The 18,030-nt window shown below is 64.6% G+C and carries 13 protein-coding genes; 12 read left to right on the top strand and 1 reads right to left on the bottom strand.

The genetic code is table 11. The features are described from left to right. The first annotated feature begins 6 nt into the window (after window positions 1-6). From PIN31009_RS08685 to PIN31009_RS08740, 12 genes are all read left to right on the top strand, one after another. Window positions 7-1,173, top strand: a complete 1,167-nt coding sequence (locus PIN31009_RS08685; protein WP_150789954.1) for a DUF5624 domain-containing protein — start codon at window positions 7-9, stop codon at window positions 1,171-1,173. A 172-nt stretch (window positions 1,174-1,345) separates the two neighbouring features. Further along, window positions 1,346-2,674, top strand: coding sequence for an MFS transporter (locus tag PIN31009_RS08690; RefSeq protein WP_150789955.1), 1,329 nt, complete (start codon window positions 1,346-1,348; stop codon window positions 2,672-2,674). Next, on the top strand, window positions 2,664-3,797 hold the full coding sequence (locus PIN31009_RS08695) for a hypothetical protein (RefSeq protein WP_150789956.1): 1,134 nt from the start codon (window positions 2,664-2,666) through the stop codon (window positions 3,795-3,797). The genes PIN31009_RS08690 and PIN31009_RS08695 overlap by 11 nt, the downstream gene beginning before the upstream one ends. A gap of 150 nt (window positions 3,798-3,947) precedes the next feature. Further along, window positions 3,948-5,084, top strand: a complete 1,137-nt coding sequence (locus tag PIN31009_RS08700) for a porin (protein WP_174996039.1) — start codon at window positions 3,948-3,950, stop codon at window positions 5,082-5,084. A gap of 314 nt (window positions 5,085-5,398) precedes the next feature. Continuing rightward, a complete protein-coding gene (locus PIN31009_RS08705; RefSeq protein WP_150683851.1) occupies window positions 5,399-6,520 on the top strand; it encodes a C45 family autoproteolytic acyltransferase/hydrolase in 1,122 nt (373 codons plus the stop codon). A gap of 197 nt (window positions 6,521-6,717) precedes the next feature. Beyond that, window positions 6,718-8,268: an ABC transporter substrate-binding protein gene (locus PIN31009_RS08710; RefSeq protein ID WP_174997048.1), complete on the top strand. Its 1,551-nt coding sequence runs from the start codon at window positions 6,718-6,720 to the stop codon at window positions 8,266-8,268. Between the two features lie 4 nt (window positions 8,269-8,272). Next, window positions 8,273-9,214 (top strand): ABC transporter permease, encoded by a 942-nt coding sequence (locus tag PIN31009_RS08715; protein ID WP_150789958.1) that lies wholly within the window; start codon window positions 8,273-8,275, stop codon window positions 9,212-9,214. An 8-nt stretch (window positions 9,215-9,222) separates the two neighbouring features. Next, entirely contained in the window at window positions 9,223-10,062 is an 840-nt protein-coding gene (locus PIN31009_RS08720; protein ID WP_150789959.1) for an ABC transporter permease, read from the top strand. After that, window positions 10,059-11,921, top strand: a complete 1,863-nt coding sequence (locus PIN31009_RS08725) for a dipeptide ABC transporter ATP-binding protein (protein ID WP_246185569.1) — start codon at window positions 10,059-10,061, stop codon at window positions 11,919-11,921. Before PIN31009_RS08720 ends, PIN31009_RS08725 begins: the two co-directional genes overlap by 4 nt. Before the next feature lie 131 nt (window positions 11,922-12,052). Next, window positions 12,053-13,171: a succinylglutamate desuccinylase/aspartoacylase family protein gene (locus PIN31009_RS08730; protein WP_150789960.1), complete on the top strand. Its 1,119-nt coding sequence runs from the start codon at window positions 12,053-12,055 to the stop codon at window positions 13,169-13,171. An 84-nt stretch (window positions 13,172-13,255) separates the two neighbouring features. Further along, window positions 13,256-14,326 (top strand): ornithine cyclodeaminase, encoded by a 1,071-nt coding sequence (locus PIN31009_RS08735; protein WP_150789961.1) that lies wholly within the window; start codon window positions 13,256-13,258, stop codon window positions 14,324-14,326. A gap of 63 nt (window positions 14,327-14,389) precedes the next feature. Then, window positions 14,390-15,319, top strand: a complete 930-nt coding sequence (locus PIN31009_RS08740; RefSeq protein ID WP_150789962.1) for a LysR substrate-binding domain-containing protein — start codon at window positions 14,390-14,392, stop codon at window positions 15,317-15,319. Between the two features lie 47 nt (window positions 15,320-15,366). Here PIN31009_RS08740 and acnA read toward each other — a convergent pair whose 3' ends face one another. After that, window positions 15,367-17,964, bottom strand: coding sequence for an aconitate hydratase AcnA (gene acnA, locus PIN31009_RS08745; protein ID WP_150789963.1), 2,598 nt, complete (start codon window positions 17,962-17,964; stop codon window positions 15,367-15,369). Between the last annotated feature and the right edge of the window lie 66 nt (window positions 17,965-18,030).

Genomic DNA, 18,030 nt, shown 5'->3' on the forward strand with positions numbered 1-18,030 from the left:
TCGTTCATGAGCTACCAACCTCATTCCGCCTTCGCCGGGCTGTTTCATGCCTTCACCTCCGACCCGAATAGTCTCGGCAACCGGCTGGCGAAGACGATGTCGGCACGCGACGCGGCACTGCCGCTGCTGGTCTCGACCGGCTCGGATATTGCGCTGTTTCCGGGCGCTGGCGCACCCGCCCAGATCGAGAGTTTTCGCAAGTCGACGCGGGGATTCATCGAACTGACGGCGGTCTCGCATCTGCCGTTGGCACTGGCCTATCTCGCCCGTTTGCGCGAACTGGACGACGAAGGGCAGGGCGACAGCGAAGCGGCCGCATGGCGCGCCGAAGCGAAGCGACTGATCGAGCATGCCGGACACGTGCGCGAGGCCAATACCTTGGCGCACTGGCGCGACGTCGTTGCCGTGCAGAGTCTGCGCGGCAACGAAGCCTGGCTGGTCGATCTGATCGACTACACGTGTGACATTTCTATTCGCTGGCTCACGCAAGCACTGGTCGATCCGTCGCGGCTGGACTTCGACCGGCTCGTCGCAGACTACTTCGAGGCCGCGCCGGGCAGCGACTTGCCGGTGCCGATGAACGACGTGATGTTCGCAACCTTCGGTCTGGCGTATCTGGACATCGTCTATCGCATCGGCAACTGGCTGCGCGCGCAATCGATCGACTGGTCGCGCGCCATGGTCATCGTCTCCGGGCGCTCGGGCCGTCCGACGGCGGGGGCGACATGGTCGTCGAACAACATGTGCCATCTCATCTGGCGGGCTTCAGGTGAACAACTGCCACCAGAGCGCCTGCTGGTCGCACCGCATGCACAGGGCTTTTCCGTGGCGAATCTCGGCACCGCGGACGACCTTAAATCCCTTGAGGCGGGCTACCGCGAGCTGTGGCACAACACGCGCGCCAGCATCGAAGTCGCTCGAAAGATGTTTCCAGAAGCGCCCGGGTTTTCGTTCGCGCCGTCGCCTGACGAAGCGATGCCGCCGCTGGCCGACGCGCAAGACCGCAAGGTCATGGCGGCACGACTGCGCCGCATCATGGAAGACCCGGCGCAACTGCTTTCCAACTGCGTGGCCGACTACATCGTCGACGAGCTGGCCCGCTGCGATAACGACCCGTCGCGCGCGGTCATCCCCGGCTTTACGCATGTGAATTACCCGACGCGAATTCGCTAAATCACCCGCAGGCGTATGAACTGATTGATCCGTAGAGACAACCACCGACGAAGCAGGAAATGAAGCAACAAACGAGAAACGGGCCGCAGGGGCGCTGCACCGTTCATTGTCCGAAGGGACCGCTTCAAGACGGTTTAAACACGAAATCAAATAGCCCCATCAGGAGACAACCATGAATCTGATGCAGAACGAGGGGACACCCGGTGTCTCTGCTGCGCTACCCGTACGACGGATCGTCGCGATCACGCTGGTGTGCTTCGCCGTCTCGATGATCGACGGCTTCGACACGCTGATGCTCAGTTTTGTCGCGCCGTTGCTGTCCAAGTCGCTAAACATCGACCCGGCGTCGCTGGGGCGGGTGTTCGGCGCGGGCTTTATCGGCACGGTCGTCGGCTCGCTCATTGCAGGGCCGCTCGCCGACCGCTTCGGACGCCGCCCGACGTTGGTGGCCGCTTTGATCATGACCGGCGTATTCACGCTGGCTTGCGCGTGGGCCACGTCGGCCACGGAGTTGTCGATTCTTCGCCTGCTCGGCGGTCTGGGCATGGGCGGCGCGATTCCGCCGGTGACGGCCATCACGGCAGAAAGCGCGCCGGTGCGCCGCCGCTCGGCACTCGTCATCCTGATGTTCATCGGTTTTCCGCTGGGTGCCGTGGTGGGCGGCGCGATTTCGGCCGTGCTGATGATGCGCTTCGGCTGGCCGTTCGTGTTCCAGATGGGCGGTGCGTTTGCGCTGCTCGTCATCCTCCCGGTGCTCTGGGTGCTGCCCGCCACGGCGCCTGCCGAGGCCAACAAGGGCGAACGTCCCGGTGCCGTCTTGCAACGCCGTGGCATGTTGCCGCGCGTGTTCGCCGACGGACGTGGTGTCGCGGCATCGGCGCTGTGGGTCGGCGTGCTCGCGACGATGATCCTGTCGGGCTTTCTCGTGAGCTTCATGCCGACGCTGTTGCACCTGAACGGCGTGGCGCCCGACCGTGCGGCAATGGGCGCGGTTACGCTCAACGTCGGTGCCATTGTCGGTGCGCTGCTGCTCTCGACGGTCGTGACGCGGGCCGGGCCGTTCGTGCCGGTGGCGTGCTCCTTCATCGGTGGTGCCGTGCTGACCGTGGTGCTTGGCAATCTCATCGGCGTGGGGCATGCGACGTTCGGGATGCTCTTCGCAGTCGGCGCGTGTCTTGTTGGCGGCCAACTGACGTTTCCGGCGATTGCCAGCCGTCTGTTCCCGACGGACGTGCGTGCCGCCGGCGTGGGCGCGACGATGGCCATCGGGCGTCTTGGCTCGATCATCGGACCGACCGTCGGTGGTTGGTTGATCGCCCGCCAGATGCCGTTGCCGCAACTCTTCGTTTTCGCAGCCTGTCTGGCCGTCGTCGGTGCGCTTGGCGTGAGCATTGCTCGCTGGCGCACGCCGCCTCAGGCGGAAGGGCATGAACGACACGCGGATACCTACGGCGCACAAGTCGCACCAGTGCCGCACGGAGAAGTGAATCATGGCCGTTAATTTCACCCCGGTGCAGACGCTGCCGACCAGCGCTGCGAGAGCGGTGGCGACGTTCACCCGCGATGGCGAGCGCTGGCTGGCGATTGCGCAGATGTCGAAGGACGTGGCGGGCGAAGTGCCCTATATGAACGGCGGCGACAGCAATGTCGATGCACTGTTCTATCGCTGGGAAGCTGGATCAAAAGCTGGATCGAAAGAGGAGGAGGGAGCGGGCGCTTTCACACTCGCCGAGCGCCTGTCACTGCCCGGTGGCGAAGACGTCGAGCACTTCACTATCGGCACGCGAGAATTCCTCGCCTGCGTGGGCATTCGCACCGGGAGCGGGCCGTACGATCTGAACACGCACGCCGTGTTGTACGAGCGCCTTCACGGCGAATGGCGCGAGCATCAGAGATTCGAAGTTTTCGCCGGCAAACAGTGGCGTCACTTCGAGATCGACGGGCGGCACTTCCTTGGCCTCGCGCAAGGCGTCACGGTCGAAGGGCCGATAGCCCGGCACCTGGACCAGTCCTGCGTGTTCGCATGGAATGGCGAGCGCTTCGAACCGTTTCAGGCGACCGGCGGGCGATGGGGCTACAACTGGGCGCACGTCGAGCATGCCGGCAAACACTACGTGGCGTATGCCGATCATGTCAGCGGGTCGCGCATCTTTCGCTGGAACGGCAACCAGTTCGAGACACTCCAGACCTTCGATGAGCCGGGCGGACGCGCTTTCCATTTCTTCGTCGACGGCCAGACGCTATGGCTCGTCCACGCCAATCTGCTCAGCCACACAACGCTGTACCGTTTCGACGGCGTGCAATTCATCGCGACGCAGACGCTCGATGGCGCGGGTGGCCGCGAGCTTTGCGAGATACCTGCCAGCCGCCCCGGCGCACCGCGCTATCTGTTGCAGGTGCGCTTCATCACCGGCACCCCGAAGGCACCGGAACCCGTTCAGCAATCGGTGCTGTGGCAATGGCGTGGCGACGGCTTCGATGCGCTCGCATGGATCGATACGTCCGGCGGCACCGATGCATCGACATTCGATATCGATGGCGAGCGCTATGTGGTCGTGACCAACAGTCTCGACGCCGACGTGCGCTTTCGGGTCGACTCCGTCGTCTACCGGTTCTCCGGATGACCCGCGCGGGCAGGTGCTAAGGCGGCGCGCACGATAGCCGACGCCTGCCCCGACTTCTGAAGATTCCGCAGTCCCTGCTGTACCCGTCTCGCCCCGCAAGAGGGTGACGGCTTCGTTTTGCCTAAAAAAAACCATATGGAGACAAACCTCATGACTCGCCTTGCTGCACGCCGTACTCCGCTCGCTTCGCTGCTTGCCGTTTTGTTGACCCCGGCCTTGCTGGCCGTCGCCGCGCCCGCCGAGGCGCAAAGCTCGGTGCAGTTGTACGGGATCATCGACGCCGGTCTCACGTACTTCAGCAACCTGAACGGCCACGGCACCTTTGTTGCGAACGACGGCGCGATTCAGGCCAACCGTTGGGGCCTGCGTGGCACCGAGGATCTGGGCGACGGACGCCGCGCCATCTTCGCCCTCGAGAACGGGTTCAATCTCTACTCCGGCACGATGGTGCAGTCGGGCGTGTTATTCAGCCGGCAGGCGTGGTTGGGGCTTCAGGACAACTCGCTGGGCACGCTGACCTTCGGCAAGCAATACGACTTCTTCTGGGACAACCTCACGCAGTTCACGATGGGGCAGTTGGCGGGCCAGTACTCGTGGCACCCGGGCGATTTCGACCATCTTGCCGGTACGCTGCACATCAATAACGCCATCAAATACACGTCGCCGAACTGGGCGGGGCTGACGGTGGGCGGCTTGTACGCCACACCGTCGTCCGATGTTTCCGCCGGGACCGGACGCGTGTTTGCCTTCGGCGCGAAGTATGCGAACGACGGCCTCAGCCTCGGTGCGGCCTATACCAACACGCATAACTCCGGCGTCAACGCGCCCACGCAGGCCGGGACGACGATTTTCCCGGACCTGCCGCCGGGGCCTGCCGTGCTGGACAACATCACCAGTTGGGGCGTGGGCGGCAGCTACCGTTACGGGCCGAATACGACGCGCCTGCTGTTCACCAGCACACGGTTTCGCAACGGCAACGAGAGTGCCGTGATGAACACCTATGAAGCCAACCAGATCTATCGCTGGGGCCCGGCGTGGACGTTCATGGCGGGCTACTGGTATTCGAAGATGGGCGTGCAGAAGTGGCAGAACGTGACGGGTCTCGCCGACTACGCGCTGTCCAAGCGCACCGACGTCTACGTCGAAGCCACATGGCTGTATGCGGGCGGCGGCGCGGCACCGGTGTTCCTCGGCGGCGGGGCGGCACCCACCTTCGTGAAGGGGACCTACACCGGGCAAGGCCCGTCGTCGACGGCGGTGCGCATCGGCATGCGGCACACGTTCTGAACGATTGGCGTCGATGCGCCCCGGACGGCGGTGCATTGATGGCCTCGCGCAATCGCGATCGGTTTTTCCGATACTGCACTTCGAGATTGGTATAAACCCTAATCAAAATTGCCGCGATTGCGTCGCATCGGCCATCGGCGGGGGTCTTGGCTCCGCCCGATGTGCCCGATTCGATCGATAACCCGAGGTATCGCGAAGGGGTGATCGGAATTTCCGATACCGATCACCGGGACCGTGCTTCCCGCGGTCTATTTGGCCTTCTACGATGGCAACGTGTCATTCATCCACACGTTCACCACCGGATACGCCAAGCCATGCATGCCAATGAAGCCTTTCCCCTCGTCGATGTGAGCGGCACGCCGTTCGAACGGGGCCTCGCACACGGTCGTCAGGTGCCCGAGCGCGTGGCGCGCAGTCTGGCGCTGTACCGCACGCAACTGGATCGCCGGGGTGTGTCGAGCGAACGGCAACAGGCATTGGCACGTCGCATGGTGCCCATCATCGAAGCCTTCGACGCGACGTATCTCGAGGAAATGCGGGGCATCGCCGAGGGCGCGAACGTCACGCTCGAAGACATCGTCATCATCAATTGCCGCACCGAGATGATGTACGGGCACGACGAGATCGGCGAAGCGCGCAAGGCGCTCGACGACGGCTGCACGGGCCTGATCGTCATGCCGCAGGCGAGCACCAACGGGCGTCTGCTGCATGCGCATAACTGGGACTGGCGGGCCGAGTGCGCCGATACCGGCATCGTGCTGCGCATGCGCCGCGACGATGGCCCCGATCTGCTTGTCTTTACCGAAGCCGGCACGCTTGGCCGCCACGGCATCAACAGCGCGGGCCTGTCGCTGTCCGGCAACTTTCTGACATCCGATCGCGACTACGTGAACGCGAGCGAAGCCAATACGCCGCTCTCGCTGATTCGCCGCCGCATGCTCGATTCCACCAGTCTGGCCGACGCCATGAAAGCGCTGTGGAACACGCGCCGCTACGCGTCGAACAACCTGATGCTGGCCGACGCGCGCGGTGAAGCCGTGAATCTGGAATGCGCGCCGGACGAGATTTTCTGGCTCACGCCGACCGACGACATCCTCGTGCATGCCAATCACTGGCTGTGCCCGGTGGCGCGCACCAAGCTGCGCGATCTCGGTCTGGCCAAGAGCCCCGACTCCATCTACCGCCAGCGCCGCGTGACCGCAGGCCTGAACATCGGCCGCGAACGCTTCGGCAAGATCGATTGGACCGTCATCAAGGGCGTACTCGCCGATGATTTCGGCAGCCCTGTGGGCGTGCTGCGCGTGCCGCGAAAGGTGAGCTTCGACAGCATTGCGGCGACGGTCTGCACCACGTTGATGGACGCCGCCGACGGCGTGCTGTGGATCGCACGCAAGCCCTACGAATCGCGCGAATTCGTCGAATATCGGTTGCGCTGAGCGCATGCGGCGGGGCGCTCGGCACGAGCCTGCGCGCCGCTTCGCCCGGACAGTCCCCTTAGTACAACGACAAACCGATGTCCCCGATGTCCCCGATCTCCCAGTTATCTCCGATGTCCCGGCCATCTTGTCGGCGCGAACTCCGCAACCGTTGGCACGCCGGCCTTGCGGCGAGCGTCGCGTTGGCAGCGGCGCTGATGTGCGCTTCGTCGGCGCAGGCGCAATCACCGACGCAATCACAGCCGCAATCACAGCCGCAATCACAGCCCGCCGCCTCCCGTCACGAGATTCGTTTTGCCGTCAGCTCCGACACGCCCACGTCGATGCCGGGCAGCCTTCTACGCAACACGGCGACGGACAACATCCTCGCGCACGTGGTCGAGTCGCTCGTCGCGTTGCGTGCGGACCTGAGCATCGGTCCGATGCTTGCCGACCGGTGGGACATCTCCGCCGACGGCAAGACCTACACGTTTCATCTGCGTCACGGCGTGCAGTTTCACAACGGCAAGCCGATGACGGCGGCCGACGTGAAGTGGAGCTACGAATACTTCATGAACCCGTCGACCGGGTTCTATTGCCGTCGCGCTTATGACGGCCACGCGGGCGCCAAGGTGCTGGGCGTGCACGTCGTCGATCGCTACACCGTCACGTTCGATCTGGACCGCGCGTCGGCCCTGTTCCTCAACCACATGGCGGACCCGCGCTGCCCGATGGCGGTGCTCAGTCCGGACAGCGTTGATGCCGAGGGCCATTGGGCGCAGCCCATCGGCACCGGGCCTTATGTATTCGCCGACTGGCAGCCGGGGCAGTACGTGTTGCTCAAACCGTTTGCCGCCTACCGGCCGCGCCCGGAGCCGGCGAACGGGGCAGCCGGTGCCAAGGTGGCGCATGCCGACGTGCGCTTCGTCACCATTCCGGACGAAACGGCACAGATGTCTGCGCTGATGTCGGGGCAGATCGATGCCATGAATCTGTCCGAGCAAATGGTGCCGCCGAAAGACCCGGCATGGCACATCGTCGCCGGGCCCGGGGCCGACCCCGCGATGCTGCTGATTCAGTCGCGCGACCCGCTGCTCGCCGACGTGCGCATTCGCCGTGCCATTGCGCTGGCCGCCGACTTGCCGGGCATTGCGAATGCCGTGACGGAAGGGCGCTCGGACTACAACCCGTCGCTCGTGCCGAACGCCAGTGCGCTGGCAAGCCCGGCCACCCGCGTGGGATACGTGAAGTCGTTGCCGGCGGTCAAGCGTCTGCTCGACGAAGCGGGCTATCGCGGTCAGCCGATCACGCTGGAGACCAATCGCCGCTACACGCACATGTTCACCATGGCCGTGTATCTGCAATCGCTGCTTGCACGCGCCGGCATCAACGTGAAGCTGCAAGTGGTGGAGTGGGGCAAGCAACTGGCGGATTACCGCGCCGGGCGTTTTCAACTGATGGCGTTCGGCTACACGGCGCGCACCGACCCGGCGTTGATGTATGCCGACGTGCTCGGCGACAAGTCGCGCAATGCGCTGGTGCAGTGGGAAGACCCGGCGGCGCTCGACCTGTTGCGCAGCATCGCGGGCGAGACCGGCGACCGCGTGCGTGCACGTGTGTTCGGCGAATTGCACCAACGCATGCTGGCCGATGTGCCCATGCTCGTGCTCTACAACTCGCCCGATCTGATGCTGGTCAGTTCTCGCCTGCATGGCGTGACGAGCTGGCCCATCCGTCTCAAACGCTTCTATAACGTGACGAAGGACTGACGGCATGCCGGCGTACCTTTTCAAGCGCATCTCGATGTCCGTGCCCACGGTCTTTATCGTGACGCTGCTCGTGTTCGGCATGATTCGCGCCATTCCGGGCGACCCCGCCACGCTCATGCTAGGCGACCTGAACGACCCGGCGCTGCTCGCGCAGTTGCGTCACTCGCTGGGGCTCGACGAGCCATGGCCTGCGCAGTATCTGCACTGGATCGAGCACCTGCTGCGCGGCGATCTGGGCATGTCGATTGCCCGGCATCGTCCGGTGAGCGCGCTGATTGCAGAAGCGTTTCCGGTGACGGCAAAGATCGTGCTCGGCGCAACGTTCGTCGCCTGCCTCTTCGCGATACCCGCCGGGCTGTTTGCGGCGTGGCGGCAGAATCGCCGCAGCGATCTGGCGATCGTCATGACGACGGTGCTGCTCGTCTCGATTCCGAGTTTCTGGTCGGGCATTCTGCTCATCTGGATCTTCGGGGTGAAGCTGCACTGGCTGCCCACTTTCGGCTATCAGACGTTTGCACAGGCGGGCTGGGGATCGCTGCGCTATCTCGTGCTGCCGGTGATTGCGATTGCGCTGGGCGAGATCGCGGTCGTCACCCGCATGATCCGCGCGAGCAGCATCGACGTGCTGCGGCTGGAGTACATCGCCCATGCCCGAGCCAAGGGCTTGAGCGAGCGCCGCGTGCTGGTGCGGCACACGTTGCCCAACGCGTTCGGCCCCACGCTCACCGTGATCGGTCTCGTGGTCGGCCACTTGCTGGCGGGCGGCGCGGTCATCGAAACCGTCTTCACGCTGCCCGGCATGGGGCGTCTGCTGGTGGAGAGCATCTATGCGCGCGATTACCCGGTCGTGCAGGGCTGTCTGCTGGTGATCGCCTTGATCTACGTCGTGATCAATCTCGTCGTCGACCTGCTGTATCCGCTGTTCGATCCCCGTATCAAGCACTGAACGCCCCCATGACCTATTTGTTCTCCCTGCTATCCGTGCGACGGGCCAATTTGTGGATCGGCGGCTTTCTGGTCGGCCTGCTGGTGCTCATCGCCGCAGTCGATCTCGTCTACACGCCCTATAACCCGGTGGACGTGGATCTCTACGCCCGCTACGCCGCACCGAGCGCGGCGCATTGGTTCGGCACCGATGCGTTCGGCCGCGATGTGCTCTCGCGCATCATGGCCGGCGCCAGTCTGAGCCTGATGGTGAGCGTCGCTTCCGTCGTACTCGCCTTGGCTGCCGGCACGTTGATCGGCGCGATCTTCGGCTATGTCGGCGGCTGGCCCGACCGGCTGGCCGGCATGCTGGTCGAAGCGTTGATGGCCTTCCCCGGTCTGCTGCTGGCGCTCGGCATCATGACCGTGCTTGGGCCCTCGAAATGGGGCGTGGTGCTGGCGCTGGGGCTTGCCTACACGCCGTCGGTGAGCCGCATTGCGCGTGGTGCCGTGCTGTCGCTGCGCTTGCGCGACTACGTCGAAGCGTCGCGCACCATGGGTAATCGCGAAGCGTGGACGTTCGTGCGGCACGTGTTGCCTCACTGCGTGCAGCCGTTGTTGATCTTCTCGACGTCGCTGTTCGGTTCGGCCCTGCTCGCGGAGAGCGCCTTGAGTTTTCTGGGGCTTGGCGTGCCCGCCCCGGAACCCACGTGGGGCGGCATGCTCGCGGATGGGCGTTCGGCCATCGATCAGGCGTTCTGGGTGGTGTTGTTCCCCGGCGCGGCCATCTCGCTGGCGCTGTTCGGTATCAACCTGCTGGGCGACGCCGTGCGCGATTTGCTCGACCCGCGACTGAAGGAGGTCAAATGAACGCGCTCGCAAATGGTCAGTCGGCTCAGTCGGTTCAGCCGTCGTCGATGTCTGTGGACGACGCCGCCTCGGCGAGCGCGCCGCTACTCGACATCAAAGGGCTGTGCATTGCCTTTCCCGACGGCAAAGGCGGTCAGCGCGATGTCGTGCGCAATATCGACCTGACGCTGCGTGCCGGTGAGTCGCTCGCCGTCGTGGGCGAATCGGGGAGCGGTAAAACGCTGATCGGCAAGGCGCTGCTTGGCCTGTTGCCGGAATCTGCGACGGCCCACGCCGACACGCTGACATTCGACGGCCGCTCGTTGCTCGATCTCGATGCTACGCAATGGCGCGACGTGCGGGGCACCGAGATCGGCATGGTGTTTCAGGAGCCGATGGTCTCGCTCAACCCGGCCATGCGCATTGGCGAGCAGATGATCGAAGCGCTCGTGCGGCGTCGCGGTGTCGCGGCGGCACAGGCGCGTCAGCAAGCGCTGGCGATGCTCGCCCGTGTGCGCGTGCGCGATCCGCAGCGGTGCATGGCGCGGTATCCGCATGAGTTCTCGGGCGGTATGCGGCAACGCATCCTGCTCGCGGCTGTGATGCTGCTCAAGCCGCGTTTGCTGATCGCCGACGAGCCGACGACGGCACTCGACTGTGTGGTGCAAAAGGAAGTGCTCGACGTGATGATCGGTCTCGCGCGCGAAGAGGGGACGGCGCTGGTGTTCATCAGTCACGATCTGGCGTTGGTGGCGGCCTACACCGAGCGTGTGCTGGTGGTGCGTCAGGGCGACGCCGTCGAGTCGGGGCCGGTGGCGCGGGTGTTGTCACATCCTTCAACCGATTACACGCTGCGTTTGCTGGAGTCTTTGCCACGCCGCGACGCGGGGACGCGGGCACCGGCGGGTACCACCATCGTCGATGCGCCAATTCTGGAAGTGACCGATGTGGCGGTGGATTACGTTGTTCCGCAAAGCTGGTTCCGGCGCAAGGCCGTGCGAACCGTCTACCCGTGTTCGTTTCGCGTGCATGCCGGTCAGACGCTGGCGATCGTGGGCGAATCGGGCAGCGGCAAGACAACCCTCGCCAAAGCCGTGATGGGCATGCTGCCCCGCGCGCAGGGGCAGGTGAGCGTGCGTGGTGCGCCGTTTCCGGCGCAGGGCGGCGACGCTGCCATGCGGGCGTCGCGCCGGGCCGTCCAGATGGTGTTTCAAGACCCGTACTCGTCGCTCGATCCGCGCATGCGCGTGGATGCACTGGTGGAGGAGCCGCTGCGGCTGGACACTTCGTTGAGTGCCGCGCAGCGCCGCGAGCGGGTGGCGCAAGTGCTGGCGGATGTGGGGCTGGCGAGTTTCGGCACGCGGTTTGTTCATCAGATGTCGGGCGGTCAGCGTCAGCGCGTGGCCATTGCGCGCGCGCTGGCCGCGCATCCGCAGATCATCGTAGCCGACGAGCCCGTATCGGCGCTGGACGTCACCGTGCAGAAGCAAGTGCTCGACATGCTCACCGAATTGCAGGCGCGCTATCGCTTTGCGCTGTTGCTGATTTCGCACGATCTGGGCGTGGTCGAACAGCTGTCGGATCACGTCATCGTGATGTATCGGGGGCACGTGGTGGAGCGCGGCACGCGCGATGCGATCTACGACTGTCCCGCGCATCCGTACACGCGCCGTTTGCTGCGCGCCGTGCCGGAGTTGCGCGGCGATCGCGAGTCGGGCTTTGCCGTCCATACGCGTGAATTTGCCGAACCGGACTCGAGCGATGCGCCGCTGGCGTACTTCGATCCCGAACAGGGAGGCGAAGCCTTGCCGCATCTGTGCCCGGTCGCCCACAGCGCCGATCCGGCGCACCGCGTCGCGGTATTCGCGAGCGGGCAGTGATTGTTCTGGGCAATCCCGATCGGCGGATCTGCATTCCTGCCGATCAGGTGACTGCCTACCATGCTGATATCGATTTGCCGGCCTGCGCCGTGCAAGTCAGCCGTCTTACGTTACGTCACTAATTTCTCGCCATGCATAGCGTCACGCACCCCATTTCTCATTTGTGCAGCGGCACCTCGCAAGCGGTGGTCGCCGAACACTTCGGCAATGCATCCTCGGGCCGCAAGGTCTACTTGCAGGCGGCGCTGCACGCCGACGAGACGCCCGCCATGTTGGTGGCGACGCGCCTTCGCGACAAGTTTCTCGCGCTCGAAGTGCAAGGCCGTTTGCGCGCCGAAGTCGTGCTCGTCGTCATGGCGAATCCGTTGGGGCTGAACCAATGGCTGATGGGCGCGCCGCAAGGGCGCTTCGAATTGGCCAGCGGTCGCAACTACAACCGTGGCTTTCCGATGGTGTTCAAGGCCGTTGCGCAGCGTCTGGAAGGCGCACTGACCGACGACGTCGACACCAATCGCCAGCGCGTACGCGCAGCGTGGGGCGAGGCGCTCGCTGCCTTGCCCGTGACGGATGCGTTCGGTTCGTTGCAGCACGTGTTGATGACGCAGGCCCATGACGCCGATATCGTGCTCGACCTGCATTGCTCGCGTGAGGCGACGATGCATCTCTATGTCGGCGATGAATGCTGGCCGGCGGCCGAGCCGTTGGCGCGCTATCTCGGCGCACAAGCAAGTCTGCTGGCGCTGGATTCGGGCGCGTTTTCGTTCGACGAAGCGCAGAGCTACACGTGGTGGCAGCTTCGCCAGCACTTCGGCACGACTTATCCGATGCCCGAGGGGCCGGTGTCAGTCACCGTCGAGCATCGTGGGCAACGCGACGTCAGTTACGAGCAGGCCGACGCCGATGCCGACGCGATCATTCAGTACCTGACCCACACTGGCGATATCGCGGGTGATGCGCAGCCATTGCCGCCGCTGCTGCATCCCGCCACGCCGTTGGCCGGCAGCGAGCAATTCCGTGCGCCGTGCGCCGGCATTCTGGTGCACCGCGCGGCACTGGGGACGATGGTCGAAGTCGGGCAGCCGGTCTTCGACATCGTTGCGCCGTTGACGGGCGAAGTGCACACCGTGTCGAGCCGCACGCAAGGCGTGCTGTACATGCGGCGCGACGTGCGTTTCGTCAATGCCGGCGATCCGCTTGGCCGCGTCACCGGCCAGCGCGTCCAGCGCTCCGGCATGCTGCTCGGCGCCTGATGGCTTTCGTCCTGACCCTGACCGCTACGACACCCGACTGCCCGCCAATGTAGGCCGAACCGAACCTCCACAAAAGAGACGCATATGACTCGATTCCTCGACGTCAACGATATTCAGACCCTGTTGCGCCAAACCGGCGTTGCCCCGTTCATCCGCACGCTCGCGGACTATGTGCAGGACGATTACCTGCGCTGGCACGACTTCGATAAATCGGCACGCGTGGCCAATCACTCCGACAACGGGGTGATCGAGCTGATGCCTGTGTCTGATGCCCGCTTCTACGGGTTCAAGTACGTCAACGGCCATCCCGTCAACACGCGGCACAACCTGCTGACGGTGATGGCGTTCTCCGCACTCGCCGAAGTGAGCACCGGATATCCGCTGCTGCTGTGCGAATTCACACTGATGACCGCGTTGCGCACGGCGGCGACCTCAGCCTTGGCAGCCCGCTGTCAGGCGCGCCCGGACAGCCGTGTCATGGCGTTGATCGGCAATGGCGCGCAGAGCGAGTTTCAGGCGCTGGCGTTTCACGCGATGCTCGGGATCGACGAGATTCGCCTGTACGACGTGGATCAGGCCGCGACGGCCAAGCTCATGCGTAATCTCGCGGGCGTGCCCGGGCTCAAATTGCTGCCGGTGGCGTCGGTACGCGAAGCGGTGCGCGGCGCCGATATCGTGACGACGGTCACCGCCGATAAGACTTACGCGACGATCCTCACCGCCGACATGATCGAGCCAGGGATGCATCTGAACGCGGTCGGCGGCGATTGCCCGGGCAAGACCGAACTGGATCGCGACATTCTGCAAACCGCCCGCGTGATGGTCGAGTTCGAAGCACAGACGCGCCTCGAAGGCGAGATTCAGCAAATGCCGGCGGATTCGCCGGTGGTGCATTTCTGGCAAGTGCTCGCCGGGCAGCGCGCCGGACGCGAATCGCGCGAGCAGGTGACCGTGTTCGATTCGGTAGGCTTCGCGCTGGAAGACTTCTCCACGTTGCGCTATCTGCGCGATCTGTCGCAGACGGCGGGTGTGGGCAAGACCATCGACCTGATTCCCGAGCCGGACGATTGCAAGGATCTCTATAGTCTGGTGGCGCCGGTGATGCCGGTGAAAGCTGTGAAGACGGTTGGGGCCGCACCGGTCTACGCTGTGTGACACGGCCACAACGAACGCCGTCGCCGATGCTGGCGACAGGCGCTTTCGGGTAGGATGCGGAGCATGACACTCATTCAATTGCGCGTGTTTTGTGCCGTCGTCGAGCAGGGCAGTTTTCGCGCGGCGGCACGTACGCTCGACATCGCCCAGAGCACGCTCACGCAGGCCATTCAGGGGCTGGAGTCGGAGCTCGGCACGGCATTGCTCAACCGTTCGCATCAGGGGGTGACGCTCACCCCGGTGGGCGAGCGGTTTCTCATCCGCGCCAATGCCATCATCCGTGACTGCGATCTGGCCACGCAGGACGTCAAGCAATCGACCGGCGAAGAGGAGGGCAATATCACGCTGGGCGTGACCTCCGAGCCGCTAGCCGAATTGCTGCTGCCGGTGGTCAAGCGCTTTGTCGAGCGCTTTCCGAAGGTGCGGGTGCATGTCACGAGCGGCTACACGAAGATGCTGATCGAGCGGATTCGCGATGGCCGGCTCGATTTCGTGATCGCACCGCTGGCGCCGCAGGTGAGCGATGTCGACCTGAGCATCGAGCGGTTATATCGGTCGTCACCGAGTGTGATTGCCCGCAAGGGGCATCCCAAGGCGAATGCCACGTCGGTGCGCGATCTCGTCGATTGCGAATGGGTCAGCATTCGACCGGCGGGGATCGTCGGTGCCGAGAACCGGCTCATCAGCCTGTTCAATACCGAGAGTCTGGGACATCCCAAGATCGCGTTGACGGCGGAGTCGCTGCTCGAGACGCTGCATATCGTGTCCGAGTCGGACTATCTGACGATCGAGCCGCAAGTGCTTGCCGAAATGCCGCTGTTCTCGGACGCGCTCATCAGCATCCCGATTCGGGAAACGTTCGACCCGCGCGACGTTTGTCTGATTGCGCGGCGTTCGGCCCCGTTCACAATGGCCACGCAAGAGCTGGTAACCATGCTCGTGTCGTACTCACGGCTGGTGCATGGCTCGACCGGGCGGCGTACGGCGGGCTGAGTATTCCGCCCGCCGGGGCAAGACGACCAAACCTATTAACTAGGCAATCAATTCAACGCGCGTGCGAGGATCGACGGGATCACGCCGCCGCGTTGCAGCAGTTCTACTTCCAGACGCGTTTCCACTGCCGCTGTTGTTACCAGCGACTCTGTACTGCCATCAGCACGTGTGATCACGATCTCAATGGCGGCACGCGGCGAAACATCCGTAGGCAATGCTCTGATCCGGACACGATCTTGCGCCGTCAGCGCCAGCGTTTGTGGCGCGACGCCCGTTGGCAGACGCAACGGCAGGATGCCCATGCCGATCAGATTGGATCGGTGGATGCGTTCGAAACTCACGGCGACGACGGCGCGGATGCCCAGCAGCCGTTGTCCTTTCGCCGCCCAGTCGCGCGACGATCCGGTGCCGTAGCGGGCACCGGCCACGAGAACGACGGGGCGGTCTTCTTCGCGATACCGTTGGGCGGCATCGAAAATCGGCATCACGTCGTCACTTGGTCCGTGCACCGTATACGCGACGGGCAAGTCTGCGGCAAGCAAGTTAACAAGCGATTTGCTGTAGAACGCCGCGCGCACCATTACCTCCCAGTTGCCTCGCCTTGAGGCGAAGACGTTCAGGTCGTCGCGCGGCTCGCCGCGTTCGACCAGAAAGTCTGCGACGGGACTGTCCGGCGGAATGGCGCTGGCCGGGGAGATGTGGTCGGTCGTGACATCGTCGCCGAGGGCGAGCAGCACATGCGCATCGTAGTCGCCGAGCAGGCTGCCTTCGTCGCGCGCGACAAAGGGCGGCCGGCGCAGAGCGGTGGAGCGTTGTGACCACGCGTAGCGGGGGGCATGCGATACGTCGAGACCGGCCCACAGCGGATTGCCGCTCGCGTTGTGAAATGCTGTGCCGAAGTCGTCGGCGCGCACGGCCGCCAGACTGGCGGCGACGGTTTCGCGCGCGGGCCAGAGATCGCGCAGATAGACCGGCAGACCGTGGGCGTCGAATTGGATCGGATCATTTTCGATATCGATGGCCGCGGTGCCGGCCAGCGCGAAGGCCACGACCAGCGGCGGCGACATGATGAATGCGTGCCCGAGGTCCGGATGGATGCGTCCGGGGAAATTGCGGTTGCCCGACACGACCGCTACAGGTGTGGCGGCGGCGTCCGCGAGGGCGCGGGCAATCGGTTCCGGCAGCGGACCTGCGTTGCCGATGCAGGTCGTGCACCCGAAGCCGACGATATCGAAACCCAGCGCGGCGAGGTCGTGATCGAGTCCCGCGCGAGCGAGATAGTCGGCGGCGGCAGGGGAGCCGGGGGCGAGCGACGTCTTGACCCACGACGGCACGTGCAGGCCACGCGCTCTTGCGCGGCGCGCGACCCATCCGGCGGTGATGAGCAAGGCGGGGTCTGACGTGTTGGTGCAACTGGTGATGGCGGCCAGCGCAATCGGCCAGTCGGGCAAGCCACCCCGGCGCGAGGCCGGATCGGTGCCCAATGTGCGGCCTGTCGCGCCGCTGGGCAGCCGGTCTTGCGGCCGGAAGGGGCCCGCGACGTATCGCTCTACGCTATCGAGGTCGATATCGATCGTCCGGGTGTAGCGCGGCGTGGCGTGCGGGTCGAACCAGAGCCCGGCGCGCCGGTAGAGCGTTTCGACGTTGGCGATATGCGACGCGTCGCGCCCGGTTTCCCGCAGATAGGCGAGGGTGCGGTCGTCCACGGGGAAGTAGCCGGTACTGGCACCGTACTCGGGGGCCATATTGGCGACGACGGCGCGTTCGTTGGCGCTGAGGGTCGTCACGCCGGTGCCGTAGAACTCGACGAATTCGCCGCTGACGCCAAGGTTTCGCAGGACTTCGGTCACGCGCAACGCAAGATCGGTGGCGGTGCTGCCTGCCGGGAGGGCGCCGGAGAGTCGCACGCCGATGACATCCGGAATCCGTTGCATGACCGGCATGCCGAACATGACCGTTTGCGCTTCGAGCCCGCCTACGCCCCAGCCGAGCACGCCGATACCGTTGATCATCGGCGTGTGGCTGTCGGTGCCGATGAGGGTGTCGGGGACGAGCCACGGCTCACCGTCGATCTCGCACTCGCTGGCGACGGTGGCGAGTTGTTCGAGGTTGATGGTGTGCATGATGCCGGTGCCCGGCGGATGGATGCGAACGCGGTCGAGTGCGCCGGACGCCCATCGCAGAAAGCGATAACGCTCGGCATTGCGGCGCATTTCCTCGGACAGGTTGCGCTGCGCGGCATCGGCTTGCGCGTGGAATTGCACGGCGAGCGAGTGATCGACGGAGACGTCGACGGGCAGCACGGGGTTGAGTTGCGACGGGTCGGCACCGGCTTCGGCGAGCACATCGCGCATGGCGGCGATATCGATCAGCGCGGGCGTGCTGGTAGTGTCGTGCATGAGCACGCGCAGCGGGTAAAACGCAATTTCGTGGTGACTGGTGCCGCGTTCCAGCCAATCGAGCACACCATCGATCGCCGCCTGACGTTCATCGCCGGACAGGTTGCGCAGCGCATTTTCCAGCAACAGGCGTAAGACGACCGGCAGACGCGTGAGCGTATCGCCGAAGAGGGCGGGCAGATCGATAAATCGACGGGGGCGGCTGGTTGCGTCGAGTAACTGACCGGAGGCGGAGATCGGGTTCATGCCCGATAGTTTGCGGCTTGCACAGCCCGCCCACAATGACGCCCGGACGTGAGGTGATCGATGGGA

Source organism: Pandoraea iniqua, from assembly GCF_902459685.1.
Classification (GTDB): domain Bacteria; phylum Pseudomonadota; class Gammaproteobacteria; order Burkholderiales; family Burkholderiaceae; genus Pandoraea; species Pandoraea iniqua.